This window comes from Brevundimonas mediterranea, assembly GCF_014196125.1.
In the GTDB taxonomy this organism is placed as follows: Bacteria; Pseudomonadota; Alphaproteobacteria; order Caulobacterales; family Caulobacteraceae; genus Brevundimonas; species Brevundimonas mediterranea.
The window spans coordinates 120,524-145,929 of sequence record NZ_JACIDA010000003.1; the positions used below are offsets into that span (position 1 = coordinate 120,524).

Genomic DNA, 25,406 nt, shown 5'->3' on the forward strand with positions numbered 1-25,406 from the left:
CGCTTCGGGGGGCTCCGATGTCATCGCTTCAATCGCTGGCCGTTCTGCTGGTGGACGACAATCAGCATATGCGCGCCATCACCTCGGCCGTGCTGAATTCCGCTGGCATCCACAAGGTTCACGAAGCGCCCGACGGCGCCGTGGCCCTGGACATTCTCAGCCACCAGCCCGTCGATCTGGCCATCGTCGATTACAACATGTTCCCGCTGGACGGCGTCGAGTTCACGCGGCTGGTCCGCACCGGCCCGGACAGCGCCAACATCTACCTGCCCATCATCATGATGAGCGGCCATGCCGAAAAGAGCCGCATCTATGCGGCCCGCGACGCCGGCGTCACCGAATTCCTGGTCAAGCCGATCACCGCCAAGGCCATCCTCGACCGGATAAACGCGGTCATCCTCAAGCCCCGCGCCTTCATCAAGACGAGCGCCTACTGCGGTCCGTGCCGCCGACGTCGCGACGTCGAGGCCTATGCCGGGCCGTTCCGCCGCGCGGCCGATTCCAGGCGATCGCCCAGGGCCGCATAGACCCTGTCCGGCCAGCGCCGGTGAACCCAGAACCAGTCCTCCGGAACCTCACGGACCCGATCCTCGACGAAGCGGTTCACCGCCTGGACGCCCGCCAGCACGTCAGCCGCCTTGTCCTCGGTCTCCGGGATCATGATCGGCTCATGCGCCGTCACCCGGAACCGCACGCCGGGCAGACGCACCACCGACAGGGGCTGAATCACCGCCCCGAACTTCAGCGCCAGCCGCGCCGCCCCCGGCGAGGCGTTGACCGGCTGACCGAAGAACTCGACCTCCGGCCCCTGATTGTATTTCTGATCGACCAGCAGGGCGATGGAATCGCCCCGCTTCATCCCCGCCATCAGCTCGCGCGTCCCGTCGCCCTTGGGCGCGAACAGGCGGATGCCGTAGCGCTCGCGGCTCTGGCGGATCAGGGCGTCCACATAGGGATTGTTCGCCGCACGATAGGTCACCTGGCACGGCAGGCCCGAGGCCATGATCACCGCCGCCATGACTTCGAAATTCGCCAGATGGCCCGAGATCAGCACCGCCGCCTTGCCGCTGTCACGCAGGGCGTGCAGCCGCTCCATCCCGACCACCTCGACCCGCCCGCCCTCGGGCGTCAGCCGGTCCATGACCGCCAGCTCGGCGAAGGTCCGCCCCGTCCGGTCCCACTGTTCCAGCGCCAGGGCCTCGCGCTCGGCGTCCGGCATGTCGGGAAAGGCGATGCGCAGATTGCGCATCACCGTCTTCTGGGTGCCCGTCTTCGGTCCCAGCGTCCGCAACAGCCACCCGCCCAGGCCCGAGGCGCGCTCGACCCCGAGCAGACGGAGGAACGAAAACAGGGCCTGGAAGGCGACGGCCTGCAGGCGCCAGATCAGATCCTGCCGCACGCTTGTGGCGCTACCGCCCTTCGGGCTGTTTGAGCGCGCCTCTGTGGCGCGTTCAAACTTCGGCTCTTCTCGCGTGTTTTCACCAGGCAATCGTCAATCCACCGTCCACCACAAGGGTCTGCCCCGTCACATAGGCCGAGGCGGGGCTGCACAGATAGACCGCCGTGCCGGCGATTTCATCCGGCTGGCCGATCCTTTTCAGCGGCGCGGGCTCCGTCACCGTCTTCAGCAGCTCGGGATTCTCCCACAGATATTTGGCGAAATCGGTCTGGACCAGGCCCGGCGCGATACAGTTGACCCGCACGTTCGACGGTCCCCACTCCACCGCCAGGTTCCGCACCAGCTGCATGTCGGCCGCCTTGGAGATATTGTAGGCGCCGATCAGGGCGTTGCCGCGCAGGCCGCCGATGGACGAGATCACCAGGATCGCCCCGTCTCGGCGCTCCACCATCTGGGGCGCGACCATCTGAATCAGCCAATGGTTCGAGATGACGTTATTCTGCAAAATCTTCTCGAACTGATCGTCGGCGATCCCGCCCATCGGCCCGGCGTAGGGATTGGTCGCAGCGTTGCAGACCAGGATGTCGATCTGGCCGAAGGCGGCGCTGGTCTCGTCCACCAGCCGCTGCAGATCCTCCTTGGAGGCGATGTTGGCCGGAACCGCGATGGCCCGGCCCTCGCCGTACTTGCCGTTGATCTCGGCCGCGACCTCGTCGCACGGCCCGGCCTTGCGTGAAGAGATGACCACCTTGGCCCCGTGTTCGGCCAGCCGCTCGGCGATCGCCTTGCCTATGCCCCGCGACGAGCCGGTGATGATGGCGACCTTGCCGGTGAGATCGAACAGTTCCATTGGGTTTCCCTTGAGTTCCGCCGGGTTATTTGCGCCCCGGCTCTAGCCGAACGACATTGATAGCCTGATACTCAGGCGATTCCATCCGGGAGTGGCCACCGCCAGCCGATGCGTAACCTGACCACGGGCTTTCTGTACTTCGCCTATCTGTTCCTCGGCATGACCGTGGGGGCCTTCCTGTGGCGTGCAGGCCTGGGCGCCGGCGCGGGCGTGGCGGGCGCGCTCGGGGCGCTGGGTCTGCTGGGCGCATTCCATGGCATCGTCACGGGGGTCGCCGCCCGTCGCGCCCTGAAGAAGGAGATCGATCAGGTCCGCGAGGCGCACCGCCTGCTGGCCGATGCGATGGAGTCGACCCAGGGCGCCCTGACCGAACTGGCCCACGCCATCGAGAGCGGCGCCCTGTCAGACACCGACGCCCTGACCGGCGAAGTGCGAATGCTGGAGACCCTGGTCCAGCAGATGAGCGAGAGCATCGACCACCGGCTGTCGGCCGCCCCCAGTATCGGCGTCGAAACCTTCGAAGGCCGTCGCATGGCCCAGTCGAACGTCCTGCTGCGCACCATCCACGAGGCGCTCAGCGAGGGTCGGGTGGACCTCTATCTCCAGCCCGTCGTATCCCTGCCCCAGCGCCGCACGATCTTTTACGAGAGCTTCACCCGCCTGCGTGATGCGACCGACCGGGTCATGATGCCGGCCGAATACCTGTCCCTGGCCGAGGGCGAGGGCCTGGTGCCCGCCATCGACAATCTGCTGCTGTTCCGCTGCGCCCAGATCGTGCGCCGGCTGGCGCGCCAGGACCGCAAGGTCGGGGTCTTCTGCAACGTGGCCCTCACCTCGCTGGGCGACGAGACCTTCTTCCCGCGTTTCCTGGAATTCCTCAGCGAGAACCGTGACCTGAACCAGGCCCTGATCTTCGAGCTGGGTCAGGCCAATTTCGACGCGCGCGGCGCCGTGGAGGCGCGCAACATGGCGCGGCTGGCCGACATGGGCTTCCGCTTCTCGCTGGACAAGGTCCAGACCTTGGACCTCGACTTTGCCGACCTGCAGCGGGCGGACGTCAAGTTCATCAAGGTGTCGGCCGATCTGCTGATCGAACAGCTTCTGGATCTGGACGGCGGGGCGCCGCTGCGCTCCATGCCCGACATCCAGGCCGCCGACTTCGCCGCCCTGACCCGCCGCTATGGCGTCGAGGTCATCGCCGAAAAGGTCGAGAACGAGCGTCAGGTGGTCGACATCCTCGAGCTGGACGTCGCGATGGGCCAGGGCCACCTGTTCGGCGAACCCCGCGCCATCAAGGAACAGGTCCTGGCCGAGACCGACCCGCCCGCCGACTTCCTGCGCTCCACCCTGCGCAGCGCCGAACAAAGGCGTCGGTTCAGCTGAACCGCCCTATCTGCCTCCTCCTCATTTCATGGGGAGGAGACTTTCGTCATGGCGTCCGAGCGGCTACTCAAACGTCCATGACCCTCCCCCACGCCCTGCCCCACCTCGGCGCCGTCGCCGACGACTATGACATTCTGCTCTGCGACGTCTGGGGGGTGATCCACAACGGGCGCGAAAGCTGGGCGAGGCCGTGCGAGGCTCTGACGCGATTCAACCGCGAGGGCGGGCATGTGGTGCTGATCTCCAACTCGCCCCGGCCGGCCTCGGACGTGATCGCCCAGTTGGACGGCCTGGGCGTGCCGCGCGAGGCGTGGAAGGCCTTCGTCACCTCCGGAGACGCCACGCGCGCCGAACTGGCCAAGCGGGCGCCCGGCCCGGCCTGGATCGTCGGACCAGAGCGTGACGCCCCCCTCTACGCCGGGCTGGGGCTGGACCGCGCCGCCGGCGCAGAGGCCGCCGCCTTCATCTCCGTCACCGGCCCCGTGGACGACACGACCGAGACGCCCGAGGACTATCGCGAGCGGTTCGCGGTCGGCGCGGCGCGCGATCTGGAGCTGATCTGCGCCAACCCCGATCGGGTGGTTCAGCGCGGCGACAAGCTGATCTACTGCGGCGGGGCGCTGGCCGACCTGTACGAGTCGCTGGGCGGCCGGGTCGTCATGGCGGGCAAGCCCTATGCCCCGATCTATGATCTGGCGATCAAGGAGGCGCAGACGCTGCTGGGCCGGCCGATCGATCGGTCGCGCGTCCTGTGCATCGGCGACGGCGTCGTCACAGACGTCATGGGGGCCAACGCCCAAGCCCTGGACTGCCTGTTCGTCGCCCAGGGCATTCACGGGGACCAGGCCAAGGGCGAGGACGGGACGCTGGATCCCGGCCGCGCCGGCGATCTGCTGAAGTCTGAAACAACATATGCGCGATACGCCGCGCTCGAACTCGCCTGGTAAGGCTCGCCATTTTGTCGCACCGCAGCTAAAGCCTGCAGCATGGTCGAATTGGTACAGCAGCATCCGTCCGGTGGTTACATCCTGGACGAACTTCACGTCGGCATGGCCGCCGAGAAAATCGTGGTCGCCACGGAGGACCGGATTCGGCTGTTCGCCGAGGCGTCCGACGACTTCAACCCTGTCCACCTGGACGAGGCCTTTGCGTCCAAGACCGCCTATCGCGGCCGGATCGCGCATGGCTTGCTGAGCGCCTCGTTCGGATCGGCCGTGGTCGGCACCATGCTGCCGGGCGCCGGGTCGATCTACATCTCCCAGACCCTGGCCTTTCATCAGCCAGTGCGGATCGACGATGTCGTCCGCATCCTGATTACGGTGATCGAGGTCGAAGCCGAGAGCGCGCGGGTCAAGCTGAGTTGCGAGGGCTTTGTCAACGACGTGATGATCATGGACGGCGTGGCCGTCGTCCGCGTTCCGCGCCGGCGCAAACCCTCCCAGCGCTGATGCAGATCGTCCGCGACTGGCGCGACGTTCCCGACGCCCTGAAGGGTGCGGCGGTCGCCGTCGGCGCCTTCGACGGCGTCCACCGGGGCCACCAGGCGGTCATCGCCGGCGCCAGAGCGGCCGCCGAACGCCTGGGCGCGCCACTGGGCGTCGTCAGCTTCGATCCCCATCCGCGCCGCTGGTTCCAGCCTGAGGCCGCACCCTTTCGCCTGATGACGCCGGACCAGATGGCCGAGGCCCTGGCGCCTCTGGGGGTGGAGATCCTGTATCTGCTGCCCTTCGACGCCCAGATGGCGGGCATGAGCGACGCGGACTTCGCCGAACAGGTGCTGGCGCGGGGGCTTGGCGTGCGCCACGCCGCCGTCGGCTTCGACTTCACCTTCGGCAAGGGCCGTTCCGGCTCGCCCGAGGCTCTGCGCACCTATGGTGAAAGGTTGGGCTTTTCGGTTTCCGTGGCCGAGCGGCTGGACGACGCCGACGGGCTGAAACTGTCGTCCAGCGCCGTGCGCGAAGCCCTGAAGGCCGGGGACATGGACCGGGCCGCCGCCATCCTGGGCCGCCCCTTCGCCATTCGGGGCGAGGTGATCCACGGCGACAAGCGCGGCCGCACCATCGGCGTGCCGACCGCCAACATCGCGCTGGGCGATTATATGCGCCCCGCCTTCGGCGTCTATGCGACCCGCAGCCGGCTGGCTGACGGCAGGGTCGTCAACGGCGTCGCCAGTCTGGGCGTGCGGCCCATGTATGCGCTGGAGACCCCGCTGCTGGAGGTCTGGCTGTTCGACTTCGACGGCGACCTGTACGGCCAGACGGTCGAGACCGAACTGGTCGCCTGGCTGCGCGGCGAGGAAAGCTTCGACGGCCTGGACGCCCTGAAGACCCAGATCGACGCCGATGCGGCGGCGGCGCGACAGATCTTAGCCTCCTAATCTCCGCTCATCTCGGCATCAGAGGGCGCGCAGGTCCGCCGCGAACCGTTTCCAGTTCTGCACATAGTGTTCGGCCGACATCTGAAGGACGGCGATCTGGTCGGGATCGCGTTCGCGAACCACCTTGCCCGGCTGGCCCACGACCAGACTGTTGTCGGGAATGATCTTGCCCTCGGTCAGCAGCGCATTCGCGCCGATGATGCAGTTGCGGCCGATCTTGACCCCGTTCAGCACCACCGCGCCGATGCCGATCAGGCTGTAGTCGCCGACCTCGCAGCCGTGCAGCATGGCCTGGTGGCCGACCGTGACGCCCCGGCCCAGGGTCAGGGGCGAGCCCATGTCGGTGTGCAGGACGCTGCCGTCCTGGATGTTGCTGTCAGGCCCCACAGTGATCGGCTCGTTGTCGCCGCGCAGCACCGCGCCGAACCAGACGCTGGCGTTGGGGTGCAGAATCACGTTCCCAATCACGGATGCGCTCGGCGCGACCCAGTATTCGCCGGGCGCGGGAAACTGCGGTTTGCTGTCGCCCAATGTGTAAATGGTCATCAGAACGCCGCCTAATCTTCTAAAAACGAGGGCTTTAACAGATTTCTAACCACGTTAGCATCAGAGTGTTGATGCGATTCGTGGGTCGCCATTTCGGCCCCGGATCCGAAGCCGGATCAAGCCCGATCCGGTCATTAGTCGGGGCTTCGCGTGGCGCGTTGGGATCCGGGTTCGGTTGTTCGGCGGCGGGTCCATCCCGTTTCTGACGGCCAAGCTGTGGATCCGGGCGGTTGCTGCGATGCAGGCCACGGCCTTTTCCTCCCCAAGACCAGCCAAGGCGGAACCCGTATGGGTCCGCCTTTTTTCATGCCCTGGAGACGTCCATGACAAAGCGTGCGGCAATGAAGCGTCAGTCCCGTGAAAGCGGAATCCTGGATTCGCGGGAGTTCATCGAGGAGTCGAAGGTGCGTCGGCTCCACGCCCCCCATAACGAACGGTCGGGATGGTCTCCCCATTCCTCGAACGACGACCGCGAGCAGGGCTATCTGAAGACGCTGAAGCCGAAGTCGGAAGGCCAGACGGAAATGATGGCGGCCATCGACGCGCACAATCTGGTCATGGCGCTGGGCCCGGCAGGCACGGGCAAGACCTATCTGGCCGTGGCCAAGGCGGTCGAGGCGCTGGAGGCCGGCAAGGTCGGCCGCATCGTGCTGAGCCGCCCCGCCGTCGAGGCCGGGGAGTCGATCGGCTTCCTGCCCGGCGACATGGAGGACAAGCTGGCCCCCTATCTGCGCCCGCTGTACGACGCCCTTTCGGACCGGCTGAGCATGAAACGGGTCAAGGCCCTGATGGCGGAGGGCCTGATCGAGATCGCGCCCATCGGTTATATGCGCGGCCGCACCCTGAACAACGCCTTCATCGTCGTCGACGAGGCCCAGAACTGCACCTATGTGCAGCTGAAGATGCTGCTGACGCGGCTGGGCTGGCATTCGACCATGGTGGTCACGGGCGACCCGCAGCAGTCCGACCTGCTGCCGGGCATTTCCGGCCTGGCCGATATTTCGGCCCGTCTGGAGGCCATCGACGAGATCGCCGTGGTGCGCCTCGCCGAACGCGACATCGTGCGCCACCCGCTGGTGGCCTCTATGATCGGGGTGATCTGAGCCCGAACCGCCCTGCATCCAAGCTTCTCTATGTCGTCAGACGGACCGGCAAACCCAGGCGCAGTGCGCGCCTGGGTTTTACGCTTGGGTGCGCCCGCGCCGACTTGCGCTGCGACGTTTAATTGGACCTCTGACTGAAACGACTTGTGATCCGGCAACCACGCAGAACACCGTTCCATCATATCCATTTCGTATTGTGAACGCTCTCAATCCGTGCTTTCCTTTGCCTGCGAGGGGACGAAGATCCCCCGTGCAGGGAGCGGAACGATCCTCGGCCATTCGGGCCGGCGAACCACGGCGCGACAAACGCCATCCGCAAACATGATCGAAAAGCTCGCCTCGGCGAGCAACGATGTCGGCTGTCCGCCGTCATCCCCGATGGTGTGCGCCGCGTCCCAACTTCTGTTCTGACGGCCGTCGCCGTCTCTGGATGAGTTTGGGAGCCGGCATGAATTTCCTCTCGTTGTCGCTGATCAGTCGTCTCGCCCTGGCGACGGCCGTCGGCATGACGCCTGTTGCGGTCTTCGCCCAGACGGCCGGTCGGCCAGACTCGAGCGAATCCGCCTCGGCCACGCCCGTAGCAACCGAAGTCGCCGCCCGTGCCGACGCCTTGCTGGCCCGGATGACGCGTGACGAGAAGCTGCAGCTGATCCACGGCTATTTCCCGCCGATGGCCGCCCGGACGCCCGGCGCCCCCGTCGCCGACATGATTCCCTCGGCGGGCCATATCCCCGGCATTCCGCGCCTGGGCATACCGACCCTGCGCGAAAGCGACGCCAGCCTGGGCGTCGCCAACCAGGTCGAGCAGCGCAAGGGCGACGTCGCCACCGCCCTGCCCTCCAGCCTGGCCACGGCCGCCACCTTCGATCCAGAGATCGCCTATGCCGGCGGGGCCATGATCGGCTCCGAGGCGCGGGCCAAGACCTTCAACATCCTGCTGGCCGGCGGGGTGAACCTGACGCGCGACCCGTGGAACGGACGGAATTTCGAATATCTGGGCGAGGATCCGCTGCTGGCCGGGGTCATGGCCGGCGAACATATCCGCGGCGTCCAGTCCAACCGGATCGTCTCGACCATCAAGCATTTCGCCTTCAACGCGCAAGAGACCGGGCGGATGATCATGGACGCGCGGCTGGATGAGGCGGCCTTGCGCGAAAGCGACCTGCTGGCCTTCCAGATCGCCATCGAGCGGGGAAATCCCGGCTCGGTCATGTGCGCCTACAACAAGATCAACGGCGACTGGGCCTGCGAGAACGACTTCCTGCTGAACCAGGTGTTGAAGCGTGACTGGCAGTACAACGGCTGGGTCATGTCGGACTGGGGCGCCGTCCACTCGACCGAGAAGGCGGCGCTGGCGGGGCTGGATCAGGCCTCGGGCCAGGAACTGGACCGAGCCCTGTATTTCGACGCGCCGTTCCGCGCGGCGCTGGACGCCGGTCGGATCCCCGAGGCGCGGCTGGACGACATGGTGCGCCGCCTGCTGGTCGGCCTGATCGAGACCGGGGTGCTGGATGCGCCGGTGGTCACGACCGAACAGCCGATCGACTACGCCCGGAACGCCGAGGTCGCCCAGCGCGCGGCCGAGGCGGGGATCGTCCTGTTGAAGAACCAGGGCGGGGTCCTGCCGCTGGCCAAGACGGCGAAGCGGATCGTGCTGATCGGCGGCCATGCCGATGTCGGCGTCCTGTCGGGCGGCGGCTCGTCCCAGGTGCGGTCGGTCGGCGGGGCGCCGGTGGAGATCCCGCTGACCTCGGGCGCTGCGGCCTCGTTCGCCCGGATCACCTGGCACGCGTCCTCGCCGTTGAACGCCATCCGCGCCGTCGCGCCGGATGCGACCGTGACCTATGTCGACGGCAGGGACCCCGCAGCAGCGGCCGCTGCGGCGCAGACCGCCGACATCGCCGTGGTCTTCGCCACCCAATGGACCACCGAGGCCCAGGACGTCGAAACCCTGTCGCTGCCCGATGATCAGGACAGCCTGATCGAGGCCGTGGCTGGGGTCAACGCCCGGACGGTGGTGGTGCTGGAGACCGGCGGGCCAGTGCTGATGCCCTGGCTGGAGAAGACCCCGGCGGTGATCCAGGCCTGGTATCCCGGCCAGCGCGGCGGCGAGGCCATCGCCCGCATCCTGTTCGGAGAGGTCAATCCGTCAGGCCGCCTGCCGATCACCTTCCCCGCCTCGGCCGACCAGGCGCCGCGCCCGACGCCCCCGGGTCTGGCGGAGATGAAGGCCGTGGACGCCGCGGCCGCCGCCAATCCCGGTGCGCCACAGGGGGCGGAGCTGCAGCCCTTCCACGTCGACTATCCGGAAGGATCGGACGTCGGTTATCGCTGGTACGAACGCAAGGGCCGCAAGCCCCTGTTCCCGTTCGGTCACGGCCTCAGCTACACCAGTTTCGCCTACGCCGACCTGGCGGTGTCGAACACGCAAGGTCTTAGCGTCGCCGTCGATGTAACCAACAGCGGCGACCGGGCGGGGGCCGAGGTGGCGCAGCTTTATGTCGCCTCAGCCGATCAGCCCCGTCGCCTGGCCGCCTTTGCGCGCGTCACCCTGGCGCCGGGCGAGACGCGCCGGGTCGTGCTGACGGCCGAGCCGCGCATCCTGGCCGAATACGACACCGCATTGCCCGGCTGGCGCATCGCGCCGGGCGATTACCGCATCACCGTCACCCGCGACGCCGCCGAGGCGGGGTTGAGCGCGAACGTCACGCTTTCAGGGTCGATCATCAAGCCTTGAGCCAATGCCGCACAACAAAAACGCGGCGCCAATGAGGAGGGAGAACGAGATGAGAATCCACAAGAGGCCCATGCTGGCGGCCTTGATGGCGAGTTCGGCGCTTGTCGCGCCGGCCTATGCCCAAACCGCGGAACAGGCGCCGATCCCGGCGCCCCAAGACCCGACCGAGGTCGGCGAGATCATCGTCACCGGCATCCGGGCGTCGCAGACCCAGTCGATCAACGTCAAGCGCAACGAGACGGCGCTGGTTGATGCGATCTCGGCCGAAGACATCGGCAAACTGCCCGACGTCACCGTGGCCGACGCCCTGCAACGCATCGCGGGCATCCAGATCCGACGCACCGCCGGCGAAGGCTCGACCGTCAACATCCGCGGCCTGCCGCAGGTCGTGACCCTGCTGAACGGCGAACAATATCTGAGCCCCGGCAACCTGGGGAGAGCCGAGCCGAACCTGAACGACGTGCCGTCGCAGCTGATGAGCTCGATCGTCGTCTTCAAGTCGCAAGACGTGACGAACGCTCAGTCCGGCATCTCCGGCACGATCGACCTGCGCACCCGCCGGCCGATGGACTTCAGCTACGGCACGACCGTCACGGGCGCGGCCGAATACCAAACGGGCGAACGCACCCGTCAGGACGACTATCTGATCAACGGCCTGCTGAACTGGCGCGGCGACCGGATGGGCGTGATGGTCTCGGGCGTCATGAGCAAGTCGAACCTGGGCAACAACTACGCCGGGGTCGCGGGCAGCCTGTTCGGCAGCAATGACTGGGGCGGGTCGGGCAACGCCTGGCTCGCGCCTCACGGCTATGAAATGTTCAACCGCGTGGTCGAGCGCGAGCGGGTCGGCCTGAACGCCGCCTTCCAGTTCGATATCGAGGACGGCATCCGTCTGACGGCAGAGGCCTTTTATACCAAGCAGGACGAGTATAACCGCGCCGCCGGCCTGAACGTCTCCAACCGCTGGAGCGGCCTGGGTTGGCTGACGCCGACCGAGTCGACCGACACCGGCCTGGGCTGGCTGGACGTCGAGGAATACGACGTCGACGCCTGGTGGGTGAACTCCTTCACCGTCAACCGTGTCACCAACAACGAGTCCAAGAACTTCAACCTGGAGCTGGACTACGACAAGGGCGGCCCCTTCACCTTCAACGCCCGGGCCGTCAAGGCCGACGCCTCGCTGCTGAGCATGAACGGCCAGGTGCAGGGCGACTTGTCGAACTGGCAGTACGGATCTGACAGGGCCTTCACCCTGTTCCGTCAGGGCGCGGACCGAACGCGCGGCACCTTCTACCCCGCCTCCATCGCCGCCATGTACCCGGCCTCACAATACTCAAACGGCGTCGTGGGCAGCCAGGGCGGCCGCTACATCAACCCCAACCCGCTAGGCTATGGAGCGGACCCCCAACTGCATATCGACACCGGCGGCTCGAAGCTGGCCTGGAGCGGCTTCGAGAACAACATCGTCGGCGGTTTGGGCAACGTCCCGCTAAGCCAATATATGTCGAACTTGGACTCCTATACAGTCGGAGCCTATTCGTCGGAAGGCAACCAGCGCAACAACTCGGACCTGACTGTGGTCCGGTTCGACGGGTCGTACGAGTTCCAGGAGGCGCCGGCGTTCGGCTTCCTGACCCGCGTCGACGCCGGCGTCCGCCACAGCGGCCGCGAGGTCGAGGTCACCAACTTCCACCTGTTCTCGGACTTCTACGCCGGAAAGGGCGCAGGCAACCAGGCGGGTTGTTCGGCGCAGTGGAAAGCCATCGACGTCGTCATGGACAATCCGCAGTGCCAGGCAGGGGAGTTCGTCTCCAACCCCGGCTTCAACGCAGCCCTCGCGGTCGACGCCACCCCCAGCAGTTGCACCGCCGGCACGGTCGCCAACACCCCAACCTGCTTCCAGGGCTATACGGTCAATCGGCCAACGCTGCTGCGCGAGAACAACAACACCTACTTCCTGACCGACTTCGGTTCGGTCGCCTCGGGCATTCCCGGGGTGTGGGTGGCCGATCCGCGCGATTTCGACGATCCCCGCGCCTTCCAGCAGCGGGTGTTCGGCAACGCCTATGACGTGATCATCCCCGGCAACTCGTATGACGTCGACCTCTATGAGGACAGCGCCTATGTGAACGGGGCGATCGAGTTCGGCCAACTGCACGGCGACGTCGGCGTGCGTATGGTCCGCACCGAACTGCGAGTCCGCCAGAACCAGACCGGCGACGTCCGCGCTTATGGCGACACGAACAACGACATCGGCGATACGATCGCGAGCCGCAGCTACACGGACTGGTTGCCGTCGGTGAACCTGGCCTATGACTTCAGCGACAAGCTGCGTCTGCGAGCCGCCTACGCCAAGACGATGATCCCGCTGGACCTCGGAAGTTACGGCGGCGGCGTCACCATTTCGACCGCCGATTCCAACGGCCCGACGCCATTGGATCCGACGGCTCCGCCACGCGGCATCCGTCGCGTGACCGGCGCCACCTTGGCCGGCAGCCCGGACCTAGATCCATGGCGCTCGAGCAACTTCGATCTGGCGCTGGAGTACTATTACGGCCCCGCGACGATGTTCAACATTGCGGCCTTCCGCCTGAACATCGACAGCTTCGTCCGTCGCGGCACCGTGACCTGCGGCGCTGAATACCCGGACGGCGACGGCGTCATCCGTCGTTGTGTGGATGTCAACCGTCCGATCCAGGCCGACGGCGGTGAGTTGCAGGGCATCGAGTTAGGCGCGAAGATTGGCCTGTCCGACTTCATCGACACCCCGATCTGGTCTGACTTCGGTTTCGATGGCAGCTACACCTTCTCCGATAGTTCGTCGAACGACACAGCGTTGAACGGAGATTTTCTGCCCTTCCAAGACAACTCCGAGCAGTCTTTGAATGCCGCTGTCTGGTATCAGGGCGACAAGCTTCAGGCCCGCGTGGCCTGGAACTATCGTACGCCGCGCCTGAACAGCACCTTCGGAAGCATCCCGATCTATCAGGACACGTCGCAGTATGTAGACGTCAACGTCACCTATGACGTCAACGAGATGGTGACGGTCTACGCCAACGGCTCCAACGTCTTGGGTGAGATCGAGGAATACTATCTCGAGTTCAAGGACGGCGCGAAGCAGTTCCACAGCCGCAACGAGTTCGAGCCGCGTTACACCATCGGCGTGCGCGCTCGGTTCTGATCTCTTCCTGAGCAGACTGGCCGGCGACACTCGTGTCGCCGGCCTCTTTTTTTCGCGTATTGGTATTCGGCCATGGATGAGATCGACGATCCTCGCATCCGTTCTGTCGTCGTCGTCGGCGGCGGCACCGCCGGCTGGATGACGGCTGCGGCCCTGGTTCAGCACTTCCGCACCACCCCGCTGAAGATCACCGTGGTCGAGTCGTCCGACATCGGCACGATCGGCGTGGGCGAGGCGACCATTCCCACCCTCCGTCGGTTCTATGGGCAGCTGGGGCTGCGCGACGACGACGTGATGCGCGCGACCCAGGCGACCTGCAAACTGGGCATTCGGTTCCTGGACTGGTCCGGGCCGGGCTCGGACTTCATCCATCCCTTCGGCCTGTACGGTCAGGACGTGAAAGGGATCGGCTTTCATCATTACTGGCTGAAACAGCGCCGCGCGGGCGACGCCGCGCCGCTGGCGGCCTATTCGTTGGGCGCGTCCCTGGCCGCCGGGGGCAAGTTCGTCCAGCCCTCGCCCAATCCGCCGTCGCAGTTGTCGGTTTTCGACTGGGCCCTGCATCTGGACGCCGGCCTGTTCGCCCAGCATCTGCGCGCCTACGCCGAGGCTGGCGGCTGCGCCCGGATCGACGCGCGTATTCGCGCGGTCGAACTGCGGCCCGAGGACGGTTTCGTCCGCGCCCTGACCCTGGACGACGGACGCGAGGTCGAGGGCGATCTTTTCGTCGACTGCTCGGGCTTCAAGGGGCTGGTGATCGGCGAGGCGCTGGGCGTCGGGTTCGAGGACTGGGGCCGCTGGCTGCCGTGCGACGCCGCCTATGCGGTGCAGAGCGAGAACCGGCCGGGCGACGCCCCCGCCCCCTTCACCCGTGTCACCGCCCGGTCAGCCGGCTGGCAGTGGGGCATTCCGCTGCGCCACCGGGCCGGCAACGGGCTGGTGTTTTCCAGCGCCCATCTGAGCGATGATCAGGCCCTGGCCGAGCTGATGCCTCATCTGCTGGGCGATCCGCTGACGGAGGCGCGGCGCATTCCCTTCCGCCCCGGTCGGCGCGCCCAGGCCTGGGCCAGGAACTGCGTCGCCATCGGCCTGTCGTCCGGCTTCCTGGAGCCGCTGGAAAGCACCAGTATCGCCTTGATCGAGACCGGGATCGAACGACTGAAGGCCCTGTTCCCCGACCGCCGCTTCGCCCAGCCGATCCTGGACGAGTTCAACGATCAGACGGCGCGCGAGATGGAGCGGGTCCGCGACTTCATCATCCTGCACTACAAGCTGAACCGGCGGACCGACACCGACTTCTGGCGCGACTGCCGCGCGATGGCGGTCCCCGAGACGCTGGAGCGCAAGATCGCCCTGTGGACCGCGCGCGGTCAGTTCGTCCGCTATCGGTGGGAGATGTTCCACCCGGCCAGCTGGCTGGCCATCTATGACGGCTTCGGCCTGTATCCCGACCATCACGATCCCGCCGTGGACGCCATGGACCCCGCCTATCTGGCGCGCAGCCTGGCCGAGATGCGGGCCAATATCGCCGACTTCGTCGCCCGCACCCCCGACCACGCCCAATTCCTGACGGGGCTCGATCCCGCCGCCTCCGCCGCCCCCGCCTCAGCCGCATGAGATCCGACATGGACCAGCCCCGCCGCCCTCTGAAGAAAATCTGCATCGTCGGCGGAGGCACCGCCGGCTGGGTCGCCGCCGCCCTGATGGCCGAACATTTCAAGGGGCGGATGGCCGAGGTCGAACTGGTCGAATCTGACGACATCGGCACGATCGGCGTCGGCGAATCCACCGTGCCGCCCTTCCTGGAAATGCTGAAGCGGCTGGGTATCGACGAGCGAGACTTCATCCAGAAGACCCAGGCCAGCTTCAAGCTGGGGATCCAGTTCGAGGACTGGACGCAGAAGGGCGAGAGCTATTTCCACCCGTTCGGCGCCGTTGGCGTTCCGGTGGATATCAGCGACTTCTATCCGATCTGGCTGAAGGCGCGGATGAACGGTTATGACCGGCCGCTGATGGACTTCGCGGCGGCCGCGCGGATGGCGGCCCAGGGCCGGTTCATGCTGCCGTTCAAGGCCCAGCGCACCCCGGTCGGGGGCGCGTCCTACGCCGTTCACGTCGATGCAAAACGGGTCGCCCGCTATCTGCGCGACTTCGCCGAGGCGCGGGGGGTGAAACGCACCGAGGGGATCGTCGAGGATGTGATGACGCGGCCCGACGGCTTCGTCAGCGGCTTGAAGCTGAAATCGGGCCAGACGGTCGAGGCCGACTTCTTCCTCGACTGCACCGGCTTCCGCGCCCTGCTGATCGGAAAGACCCTTGGGGTCGGCTATACGGACTGGTCCGAATGGCTGATGTGCGACCGGGCCATCGCCGTCCAGACCGAGAATGTGGGGCCGCCCAAGCCCTATACATTGGCGCAGGCTCAGGATTGCGGCTGGCGCTGGCGGATCCCGCTGCAACACCGGACCGGGAACGGCCATGTCTTCTGCAGCCGCTATATGTCCGACGACGAGGCGACGGCGCGCCTGTTGGAACAGGTCGAAGGGCGGCCGGTGGTCAATCCGATGGTGGTGCCGTTCAAGACCGGGGTGCGTGAGAAGATCTGGGACAAGAACGTCCTGTCGCTGGGTCTGGCCAGCGGCTTTATCGAGCCGCTGGAGTCGACGGCCATCCACCTGATCTATCGCGGCATGGACTTCCTGTTCCGGCTGATGCCGGACCTTGATTGCGATCCGAACCTGGCGGCAGAGTACAATCGGCGGATGACGGTGGACTATGAGGAGATCCGCGACTTCATCATCCTGCACTATGCCCTGACGCGGCGGGACGACACGGCCTTCTGGCGCCAATGCCGCGACATGGTCCTGCCCGAGGGCCTACAGCACAAGCTGGAGGTCTTCCGCGCCAACGGCAGCCTGGTCGAGGCGCTGGATCCGTTGTTCCGCAATGTCAGCTGGTATGCGGTCATGGACGGCATGGGGGTGAGGCCCCGGTCCTATCCGCCGCTGGTGGACCGGATCGACTTCGCCGGCCTGACCGACGAGATGGACCGCGCCGCCAATATTCTGAACGCCTTCGTCGCCGACCTGCCGACACACCAGGCCTTCATCGACACCCACTGCCAGGCCCCGTCAGTGGACCTGCCCGCGCCATTTGCTGTCCCGGCCTGATACCGGCGCGCTTGCCTTGGCGCAACCAAGGCTGACAGTATGCGCCGGGGATAAAAGGATCAGAGTTTGCGCCGCGCCGTCACCATCAAACACGTCGCCGCCGAGGCGGGCGTTTCGCTGCAGACCGTGTCGCGAGTCATCAACAACGAGCCAAACGTTCGCCCCGTGGTGCAAGAGCGGGTGCGGGCCGCCGTTGCCAAGCTGGGCTATGTCCCCAGTCTGGCGGCGCGGCGGATGGGCGGCTCGCGGTCCTATCTGCTGATGGCGCTGAACGACCGGGACCGGACCATCGAGGGCTGGAAGTCCGGCGAGGGCACCGACTGGGTCGACCAGATGCTGATGGGCGGCATGCTGAAGTGCGAGGCCCACGGCTATCGGATGATCTTCGAACTGGTCGACACCCATTCGGACCACGTCGATGCGGCGGTGCGCGGGGCTATCGCCGCCCTGCACCCCGACGGCGTCATCCTGACCCCGCCCCACTCTGAGAACCCGGCCATCACCGGGCTGCTGAGCCAGCTGGGCCTGCCCTTCGCGCGGATCGCCTCGATCGCCGAAGGCGACGGATTCGCGGTGTCGATGGACGACGCCAAGGCGGCCGCCTTTGCGACCGACCATTTGCTGGGCCTGGGCCATGCCCGCATCGGCTTCATCACCGGCAGCGAGGAATATGCCGTCAGCGGGGCGCGGCTGGAGGGGTATCGCCGCGCCATGTCGGCCTCGGCGCACGGCCTGGACGAGACGCTGGTCGCGCGCGGCGATTTTTCCTACGAGTCCGGCGTCGCCGCCATGGAGACCCTGCTGGCCCTGCCGTCGCGGCCCACCGCAGTTCTGTCCAGCAACGACCGCATGGCCCACGCGGCCCTGCGCACGGCCAGACGGAACGGCCTGGCGGTCCCTGCCGACCTGTCGGTCATCAGCTTCGACAACACGCCCCTGGCCCGGTTCGCCGACATGACCGCCGTCATTCAGCCCATCGCCGAAATGAGTTCGGTCGCCGCCGAACTGCTGATCCGCTCCACGGCTGGCGACGCCGAACTGCCCCGGCAGAGCATGGTCGATTTCGGCTTCGCCCCCAGAGGCTCCACGGCGCCGCTGAAGACCTAATTCGCCCGCGACTCCGCTCGGGCTAACGCCGGCCGCGAGGCGATCCAGGCGATTAATGAAACGTACACGGCTTGAATGTCTTTCATCCGCCGCCTCAACGTCATGCATCAGCATTCCCAGCGTCGCCTCAGCGACATCGCCGCCGGTTACTGATCGCCGTTCAGGCCAAGCTTGGGGAAAAACGATGGCGAATGAATTCAAGACGCGGCTTATGGCTGCGGCGGCGCTGACCGGCGTGATGGCGGTGGCGCACGGGGCCCAGGCCCAGTCGGCGGAACCGGCGACGCTGGACGAGATCATCGTCACGGCCCAACTGCGCGCACAGAAGACCATCGAGGTCCCGTTCGCCCTGACCGCCTATTCCGGCCAGTTCCTCGAGGACCTGGGCATCCAGGAATTCGAACAGCTGTCGGCCTTCGTGCCCGGCTTCCTGGTGCAGAACCAGTCGCCGAACAACCCCGGCTTCGTGATGCGCGGCATCACCTCGGACTCGGGCGCCGCCACGGCCGAACCCCGCGTGTCGGTGTTCCAGGACGGCGTGTCGATCTCCAAATCGCGCGGCTCCTATGTCGAACTGTTCGACCTGGAGCGTGTCGAGATCGCCAAGGGTCCGCAATCGACCCTGTACGGCCGCGGCGCCCTGATCGGCGCCGTCAATCTGGTCCAGAATCGCGCACAGCCGGGTGAGACCGAAGCCTACGCCAATATCGAGGCCGGCAACGAAGACTATCGGATGGTCGAGGGCGCGCTGAACCTGCCCGTCGGCGAGACGGGCGGCCTGCGCCTCGCCACCCGCCTGAAGACGCGCGGCGGTTCGGTCGAGAACCTGCTGGGCGGCGAAGACTATAACGCCATCGAGACCAAGGCCGTGCGTCTGTCGGGCGCCTGGGCGCCGTCGGACGCCATGCGGTTCGACGTGATCGGCAACTATCAGAACGACCACGCCTCGGGCACCTCGTTCAAGTCGATCGCCTACGAACCGGCCGATCCGAACACCGGCGCGGTGTTGGGCGGCAAGGAGCCCTGGGAGGGCGCGGCCCTGACGCCGGGCGGCGATTTCGACGGCGGCAAGACGCTGGGCCTGAGCCGCGAAGTCTGGGGCGTGACGGGTCTGGCCCGGATCAATCTGAATTCGGCCTGGACCCTGAACTCGACCACCGCCTATCGCGAGTTCGACAACTACGAGACCTTCGACGCGGACGGCGTCTCCCTGCCCATCCTGACGGCGGCGGAGGAGACCCATGGCGAACAATGGAGCCAGGACCTGCGCCTGGGCTTCGACAACGGCGGTCGCCTGACGGGCTTCGTCGGCGCCGGCTGGTTCCACGAGGAAGGCTACCAGCGCGCCCCGGCCCAGTTCGACGAACGTCTGGTTCTGGCCCAACTGGCCGGGCTGCTGGACGGATCGCCGACGGCGGTCGGCGACAACACCCTGCCGCTGTCGGTCTATCCGACGGTGGCGCGCAACGTGCTGACCTCTATGCTGACGCCGTTGGGCGCCGGCGCCTACGCTGCTCCGATCACCGCCAATCTCGACTCGAACCATATCGAGACCTCGACCAACAGCTCGGAACTGACGTCCTATGACGTCTTCGCCGACGCCACCTACGCCTTCACCGACAAGTTCGAAATGTCGGCTGGCGTCCGCTACACCCGCGACGACAAGACCACCGGCTATGCCAGCTCGGTCGATAGCCGGTCGGCCCTCGGCGCCCTGCTGGCGATCCAGGCCGGCGCGATCCCGGCGGCCCAGGTGCCGGCCTTCCTGGCCGCCATGGCCAATCCTGCCTTCGCCAACCTGCCCGCCAGCGTCTTCCCGCTGTTCGGCCTGACATCGCAGCCGACGGCCAACAACGGCGATTTCTCCTACTATGACTCGGAGGACGACGGCGTCACCTGGCGGGTCACGGCCCGCTACGAACTGACCGACGACACCAATGTCTACGCCAACTATGCACGGGGTCGGCGTCCGGAAGTGATCAGCGCCTCGGGTCCGTCCGCCCCCGGCGGCGCGGCGCGCTTCAGCCCGGTCGATGCGGAAACGGTCGACAGCTACGAGATCGGCGCCAAATCGGCCCTGCTGGACGGGCGCCTGCGCGTGGACGGCGCGGTCTTCATGTACAACTACGAAAACTTCCAGACGACGATCCAGCAAGGTACGCAGTTCATCACCACCAACGCCGGCGAAGCCAAGTCCTACGGCTTCGAGGGCCAGGCCAACTTCGCCGTGGCCTCGATGCTCGACCTGTTCGCCACCTACGCCTACAACCACTCGCGCTTCGAGAACGGCATCTACGACGGCAACCAGTTCCGCCTGTCGCCAGACAACGCCGCCTCGATCGGCGCGACCTGGCGCCTGCCGGTGACCGGCGGCGAGATCGAGGTCCAGCCGACCTACACCTGGCAGTCCAAGGTCTTCTTCAGCGACGACAACGACATCCCGGCGCTGCAGACGGCCAACTTCGTCGCCGACCTGATCCAGGACGAATATCAGGACGCCTACGGTCTGTTGAACCTGCGTATCCGCTACACCCCGGACTCGACCAACTGGGGCGTCGAAGCCTTCGGCGAGAACATTCTCGACGAGGAATACATCAAGGACGCCGGCAACACCGGCGACGCCCTGGGCATGCCGACCTTCATCGCCGGTCGCCCGGCGGCGTACGGCTTGGTGTTCAAACTGAAACTCTGAGGATCGAACGATGAATCTGGATCGCCGCAGCCTTCTGGGACTGATCGGCGCGGGGGCGGCGACGCCCGCCGTCGCCCAGGCCGCCCATGCCGGTCAGGTCGCCTTCCTTCACGGGGTGGCCAGCGGCGATCCGGATCAGCATTCCGCGGTCTTCTGGACCCGCGTCACCCCGGCCGATCCGTCGGTCGGGGAGATTGCGGTGGTTCTTGAAGTGGCCAGGGACGCCGACTTCACCGACATGGTGCGTCGCTTCCCCGACCTGACCGCCCGGGCCGAGCGCGACTTCACCGTCAAGCACGACCTGAACGGTCGCGGCCTGGAGCCGGGTCGGGAGTATTTCTATCGCTTCATCGCCAATGGCGTGACCTCGCCGGCGGGTCGGGTCCGCACCCTGCCCCAGGGCGCGACGCCGCAGGTCAACCTGGCCGTGGTGTCCTGCCAGCTCTATCCGGGCGGCCTGTTCAACGCCTATGAGGCCATCTCGCAGCTGGACCGGTTGGACGCGGTCGTTCACCTGGGCGACTACATCTACGAATACGGCGCGGCGCCGGGCGACTACGGCATGGCGACCGGCGCGCCGCTGAACCGGGCGCCCCTGCCGCCCCACGAAATCGTCAGCCTGGCCGACTATCGGACGCGCCACGCCCAATACAAGACCGATCCCGATCTGCAGGCCGCCCACGCCCGCGCCGCCTTCATCTGCGTCTGGGACGACCACGAGGTCGCCAACGACGTCTGGATTATGGGGGCCGAGAACCATCAGCCGGCGACCGAAGGCGACTTCGCGATGCGCAAGGCCGCCGCCCTTCGCGCCTATTACGAATGGATGCCGATCCGCGAGGCCAAGGCCGGCGCCATGAAGGAAGCGATCAACCGCAGCTTCCACTTCGGCGATCTGGCCAGCCTGCACATGGTCGAGACCCGGCTGCTGGCCCGCAACGAGCAGATGGATTTCGCCAACATCCCCAAGACGGCCGACGGCCGTCCCGACATCGCCGCCTTCGAGGCCCAGCGCCAGGAGCCGTCGCGCGACCTGCTGGGCGAAGGTCAACGCCGCTGGCTGGGCGAGGCCATGAGCCAGTCCAAGGCCGCCGGGCGTCCGTGGCAGATCCTGGGCAACCAGGTGGTCATGGCGCGGGTCAAGGGACCGAACATTGAACAGATGCTGCCCCCGGCCCAGGTGGCCCAGATGGTCGCCAGCCTGCCCGCCGACGTCCGGCCCCAGGTCGAGGCCGCGATCCAGTTGTTCAAACTGGGTCTGCCGTTCAACCTGGACAGCTGGGATGGTTATCCGGCCGGGCGCGAGCGCCTGTACGAGACGATGAAACAGGCCGGGGTCGAGCCCATCGTCCTGGCCGGCGACAGCCACGCCTTCTGGGTGAACGAACTGTACGACAACGGCGGCCAGCGTCGGGCGGTCGAGTTCGGAACCTCGTCCATTTCCAGCCCGTCGCCGGGCGACATGGTCGGCGGCCTGCCGTTGGGTCTGGCGCTGGAAGCCGCCAATCCCGAGGTCAAGTTCTGCGACCAGGCGGCCAAGGGCTATGTGCTGCTGACGCTGGATCGCGATCAGGCGGTCGGCGACCTGCGCACAGTCTCCACCATCTTCGCCAAGCCGTATGAGAACAAGACGGTGAAACGCTATCGCGTGGCGCGGACCGAGACGGGCCTGGGCCCGCTGGAAGACGTCACCTCACCCGCCTGATCGCCGTCACCGCCAGGGTCGCCCCGCCGAAACAGGCGGCGGCGGCCAGGAACAGGCTGCGGAAATCCAGACCCAGGGTCTCCAGCAGGACCAGGGCGACCAGGGGCGCGATGGCCTGAGGCAGGGTCACGGCCAGATTGATCAGGCCCAGATCCTTGCCCCGGTCCTCGACCGACGGCAGGACGTCGGTCATCAAAGCGATGTCGATGGCGCCGTAGCAGCCCTGGCCGACGCCATACAGAGCGAAGGCGATGACCACCGTCGTCCAGTCCTGGGTGGTCGCCAGGAGAGCGGCAGCAATGGCCAACAGCACGCCGCCGGCGACGCCCAGCGGCTTGCGCCGCGTGATCCGCGACCCGCCCATGGCGACGATGGTGCTGACCGCGACCACGCCGACCACGGCGATGGCGGTCAGCAGCGAATGGCCGGCCTCGGCCGAGCGGCCGGGAAACAGGGTCGGAAACCCGATGGCGTCGGCGATGTAGAAGAGCAGGTAGAAGGCCACCAGCGAATAGCCCGTCACCACCAGGAACCGATAGGTCCAGGCCAGGCTGAAGTCGCGAACGGCGAAGGGCCGCAGCAGACTGGGCAGCGAAAACCCTGACAGGGGCGCGCGCACCTGGTCGGGGGACACGGGATCCTCGCGCGACAGCAGGGCGAAGGGCACGGTCGCCACGACGACGACGGCCGCCAGCACCGCGAACCGCGCCACCTCCCCTTGCGGCCCCCAGGCCATCACGACCGAGCCGATCATGGCGGCCAGCGGATAGCCCATGCCCATGACGGCGGACATGGCGCTGCGCCGGTTTTCCGGCACCCGGTCGGCGAACAGGGCGATCAGCGGGGCCAGCAGAATATTGAAGGTCAGCTGGAAACTGACCAGGCCCAGCACCAGACCTAGCGGGGTCGAAGACTGCTGGATCAGAGCGTAGCTGCCGACGGTCAGCACGGCGCCGACGACGATCCAGGGCCGCCGCCGTCCATGCCGCGACCGGGTCCGGTCGCTGAGGGCGCCGCCGATGATATTGCCGATCCCGGCGGCCATACAGCCCCAGAACAGGGCCTGGCTGAGCAAAGCCCCCTTGGCCTCGCCGTCGATAAGCTCGGCGTGAAGGGGTGCAAGCACCTGCAACAGCGGCGCGACGCCGATGAAGGCGCCGATATAGGCGACCGCATAGCCGACCAGAAAGGCCGTCCCGACCGGCCGGGGAGATACGCCGGCGGTCATGGGATGATCTCTCAGGCCCGGGCGGCTCGGCTGGCCTCGACGCCGAGGGCGCGCAGGGCGGCGGTGGCGATCTGCTCGGCGTTCAGGCCGGCCAGGGCGTACATGGCGGCCGGCGCATCCTGGTCCTGGAAGACATCAGGCAGGTTCAGGGTGCGGACCTTCAGGCCGCGATCCAGCGCGCCCTTTTCGGCCAGCAGTTGCAGCACGAAGGCGCCGAAGCCGCCCATGGCCCCCTCCTCCACCGTGATCAGGGCCTCATGCTCGCGCGCAAGGCGCAGGATCATGTCGGCGTCCAACGGCTTGGCGAAGCGGGCGTCGGCGACGGTGGCGGATACGCCTCTGGCGGCCAGCAGTTCGGCGGCCTTCAGCGATTCCTGCAGTCGGGTGCCCAGGGACAGGATGGCGACCGAGGTCCCCTCGCGCACGATCCGGCCGCGACCGATCTCGAACGGGGCGGCCAGTTCCGGGATCTCGACGCCCACGCCGTCGCCGCGCGGATAGCGGAAGGCGCTGGGGCGGTCGTCGATGGCCAGGCTGGTCGAGATCATGCCCGCCAGTTCGGCCTCGTCGGCGGCGGCCATCAGCACCATGCCGGGCAAGGCCCCCATGAAGCCGATGTCGAATGAGCCTGCGTGGGTCGCCCCGTCGGCGCCGACCAGACCGGCCCGGTCCATAGCGAACCGCACCGGCAGCGACTGGATCGCCACGTCGTGGACCACCTGATCATAGCCGCGCTGAAGGAAGGTCGAATAGATGGCGCAGACCGGCTTCATCCCATCGGCGGCCAGGCCGGCGGCGAAGGTGACGGCGTGCTGTTCGGCGATGCCGACGTCATAGGTGCGGTCGGGGAAGGCCTGGCCGAACAGGTCCAGTCCGGTGCCCGAGGGCATGGCGGCGGTGATGGCCACGATCGAGGGATCCAGGGCAGCGTGCTTGATCAGCTCGGTCCCGAACACCTTGGTATAGCTGGGGGCGTTGGAGACCGACTTGGCCTGTTTGCCCGAGACCACGTCGAACTTGACCACCGCATGGAGCTTGTCGGCGCTGCTCTCGGCCGGGGCGTAGCCCTTGCCCTTCTGCGTGACGACATGGACCAGCACCGGCCGGTCCTCGATGGCCGCCGCCTTCTTCAGGATGGGGACCAGATTCTCCATGTCGTGCCCGTCGATGGGGCCGACGTAGTAGAAGCCCAGCTCCTCGAACAGGGTGCCGCCGGTGACCATGCCACGAGCGTATTCCTCGGCCTTCTTGGCCGCGTTACGGAACGGCCGCGGCAGGTGCTGGGCGACCGAACGGCCCAGGCGGCGGACGTTCTGATAGGCGCCGCCGGACACCAGACCGGCCAGATAGGCGCTCATGCCCCCGACCGGCGGGGCGATGGACATGTCGTTGTCGTTCAGGATGACCATCAGCTGGCCATTGGTCGCCTCGGCGGCGTTGTTCATCGCCTCATAGGCCATGCCGGCCGACATGGACCCGTCGCCGATGACCGCCACGACCTTGTTCTTCTCGCCCTTCTGGTCGCGTGCGGCGGCGAAGCCGAGGGCGGCGCTGATCGAGGTCGAGGCGTGGGCGGCGCCGAAGGGGTCGTATTCGCTCTCACAACGCTTGGTGAAGCCCGACAGGCCGCCGGGCTGGCGCAGGGTGCGGATGCGGTCGCGACGGCCAGTCAGGATCTTGTGCGGATAGCACTGGTGGCCGACGTCCCAGATCAGGATGTCCTTGGGCGTCTCGAACACATGGTGAAGCGCCGTAGTCAGCTCGACCACGCCCAGTCCCGCGCCCAGGTGGCCGCCCGTAACCGAGACGGCGTCGATGGTCTCGGCCCGCACTTCTTGCGCCAGCTGTTTCAGCTGGGCGATGTCGAAGCCCCGCATATCGGCGGGAAACTTGACGGTGTCGAGAAGCGGGGTGTCGGGCATCTGCCG

General features: G+C 66.8%; 18 protein-coding genes. 13 read left to right on the forward strand and 5 right to left on the reverse strand.

All coding sequences use genetic code 11. The features are described from left to right. Nucleotides 1-17: 17 nt before the first annotated feature. On the forward strand, nucleotides 18-527 hold the full coding sequence (locus tag GGR11_RS14290) for a response regulator (RefSeq protein WP_035305571.1): 510 nt from the start codon (nucleotides 18-20) through the stop codon (nucleotides 525-527). Here the strand turns inward: GGR11_RS14290 and GGR11_RS14295 are convergent. Together GGR11_RS14295 and GGR11_RS14300 are read right to left on the reverse strand one after the other, a co-directional pair. Next, a complete protein-coding gene (locus tag GGR11_RS14295; protein WP_183198066.1) occupies nucleotides 470-1,399 on the reverse strand; it encodes an LpxL/LpxP family acyltransferase in 930 nt (309 codons plus the stop codon). The two genes, GGR11_RS14290 and GGR11_RS14295, sit on opposite strands and share 58 nt — an antisense overlap. Before the next feature lie 79 nt (nucleotides 1,400-1,478). Further along, nucleotides 1,479-2,249 (reverse strand): SDR family NAD(P)-dependent oxidoreductase, encoded by a 771-nt coding sequence (locus GGR11_RS14300; protein ID WP_183198068.1) that lies wholly within the window; start codon nucleotides 2,247-2,249, stop codon nucleotides 1,479-1,481. A gap of 108 nt (nucleotides 2,250-2,357) precedes the next feature. Here GGR11_RS14300 and tipF point away from each other — a divergent pair, with 108 nt between their 5' ends. From tipF to GGR11_RS14320, 4 genes are all read left to right on the forward strand, one after another. After that, on the forward strand, nucleotides 2,358-3,632 hold the full coding sequence (tipF, locus tag GGR11_RS14305; RefSeq protein WP_183198070.1) for a flagella assembly cyclic-di-GMP phosphodiesterase TipF: 1,275 nt from the start codon (nucleotides 2,358-2,360) through the stop codon (nucleotides 3,630-3,632). A gap of 77 nt (nucleotides 3,633-3,709) precedes the next feature. Beyond that, the gene (locus tag GGR11_RS14310; RefSeq protein ID WP_183198072.1) at nucleotides 3,710-4,579 is read left to right on the forward strand and encodes a TIGR01459 family HAD-type hydrolase; all 870 of its coding nucleotides are present in this window, start codon (nucleotides 3,710-3,712) and stop codon (nucleotides 4,577-4,579) included. Nucleotides 4,580-4,618: 39 nt separating this feature from the next. Beyond that, nucleotides 4,619-5,080 (forward strand): MaoC family dehydratase, encoded by a 462-nt coding sequence (locus GGR11_RS14315; RefSeq protein WP_183198074.1) that lies wholly within the window; start codon nucleotides 4,619-4,621, stop codon nucleotides 5,078-5,080. Next, nucleotides 5,080-6,009 carry a bifunctional riboflavin kinase/FAD synthetase gene (locus GGR11_RS14320; RefSeq protein WP_183198076.1) on the forward strand — a complete coding sequence of 310 codons (930 nt, stop codon included), beginning with the start codon at nucleotides 5,080-5,082 and terminating at the stop codon, nucleotides 6,007-6,009. Before GGR11_RS14315 ends, GGR11_RS14320 begins: the two co-directional genes overlap by 1 nt. 18 nt (nucleotides 6,010-6,027) lie before the next feature. Here the strand turns inward: GGR11_RS14320 and GGR11_RS14325 are convergent, their stop codons facing one another. After that, nucleotides 6,028-6,555, reverse strand: a complete 528-nt coding sequence (locus tag GGR11_RS14325; protein ID WP_035305583.1) for a gamma carbonic anhydrase family protein — start codon at nucleotides 6,553-6,555, stop codon at nucleotides 6,028-6,030. Between the two features lie 311 nt (nucleotides 6,556-6,866). Here GGR11_RS14325 and GGR11_RS14330 point away from each other — a divergent pair, with 311 nt between their 5' ends. The 8 genes from GGR11_RS14330 to GGR11_RS14365 all read left to right on the forward strand — a co-directional run bounded on the left by GGR11_RS14330 (nucleotide 6,867) and on the right by GGR11_RS14365 (nucleotide 22,250). Then, nucleotides 6,867-7,658 carry a PhoH family protein gene (locus tag GGR11_RS14330; RefSeq protein ID WP_183198483.1) on the forward strand — a complete coding sequence of 264 codons (792 nt, stop codon included), beginning with the start codon at nucleotides 6,867-6,869 and terminating at the stop codon, nucleotides 7,656-7,658. 448 nt (nucleotides 7,659-8,106) lie between these two features. Next, the gene (locus GGR11_RS14335) at nucleotides 8,107-10,395 is read left to right on the forward strand and encodes a beta-glucosidase family protein (RefSeq protein ID WP_183198078.1); all 2,289 of its coding nucleotides are present in this window, start codon (nucleotides 8,107-8,109) and stop codon (nucleotides 10,393-10,395) included. Between the two features lie 49 nt (nucleotides 10,396-10,444). Continuing rightward, entirely contained in the window at nucleotides 10,445-13,576 is a 3,132-nt protein-coding gene (locus tag GGR11_RS14340) for a TonB-dependent receptor (protein ID WP_246331913.1), read from the forward strand. A 72-nt stretch (nucleotides 13,577-13,648) separates the two neighbouring features. After that, nucleotides 13,649-15,193, forward strand: a complete 1,545-nt coding sequence (locus GGR11_RS14345; RefSeq protein WP_183198080.1) for a tryptophan halogenase family protein — start codon at nucleotides 13,649-13,651, stop codon at nucleotides 15,191-15,193. Nucleotides 15,194-15,201: 8 nt separating this feature from the next. Further along, nucleotides 15,202-16,746, forward strand: a complete 1,545-nt coding sequence (locus GGR11_RS14350) for a tryptophan halogenase family protein (RefSeq protein WP_183198082.1) — start codon at nucleotides 15,202-15,204, stop codon at nucleotides 16,744-16,746. Between the two features lie 66 nt (nucleotides 16,747-16,812). After that, nucleotides 16,813-17,853 (forward strand): LacI family DNA-binding transcriptional regulator, encoded by a 1,041-nt coding sequence (locus GGR11_RS14355; protein WP_183198084.1) that lies wholly within the window; start codon nucleotides 16,813-16,815, stop codon nucleotides 17,851-17,853. A gap of 184 nt (nucleotides 17,854-18,037) precedes the next feature. Further along, nucleotides 18,038-20,545: a TonB-dependent receptor gene (locus GGR11_RS14360; RefSeq protein WP_183198086.1), complete on the forward strand. Its 2,508-nt coding sequence runs from the start codon at nucleotides 18,038-18,040 to the stop codon at nucleotides 20,543-20,545. A 10-nt stretch (nucleotides 20,546-20,555) separates the two neighbouring features. Then, nucleotides 20,556-22,250: an alkaline phosphatase D family protein gene (locus GGR11_RS14365; RefSeq protein WP_183198088.1), complete on the forward strand. Its 1,695-nt coding sequence runs from the start codon at nucleotides 20,556-20,558 to the stop codon at nucleotides 22,248-22,250. Here GGR11_RS14365 and GGR11_RS14370 read toward each other — a convergent pair. Both GGR11_RS14370 and dxs read right to left on the reverse strand, forming a co-directional pair. Beyond that, a complete protein-coding gene (locus GGR11_RS14370) occupies nucleotides 22,234-23,478 on the reverse strand; it encodes an MFS transporter (RefSeq protein ID WP_183198090.1) in 1,245 nt (414 codons plus the stop codon). The genes GGR11_RS14365 and GGR11_RS14370 overlap by 17 nt on opposite strands. A gap of 11 nt (nucleotides 23,479-23,489) precedes the next feature. After that, nucleotides 23,490-25,400, reverse strand: coding sequence for a 1-deoxy-D-xylulose-5-phosphate synthase (dxs, locus tag GGR11_RS14375; RefSeq protein WP_183198093.1), 1,911 nt, complete (start codon nucleotides 25,398-25,400; stop codon nucleotides 23,490-23,492). Nucleotides 25,401-25,406 lie beyond the last annotated feature (6 nt).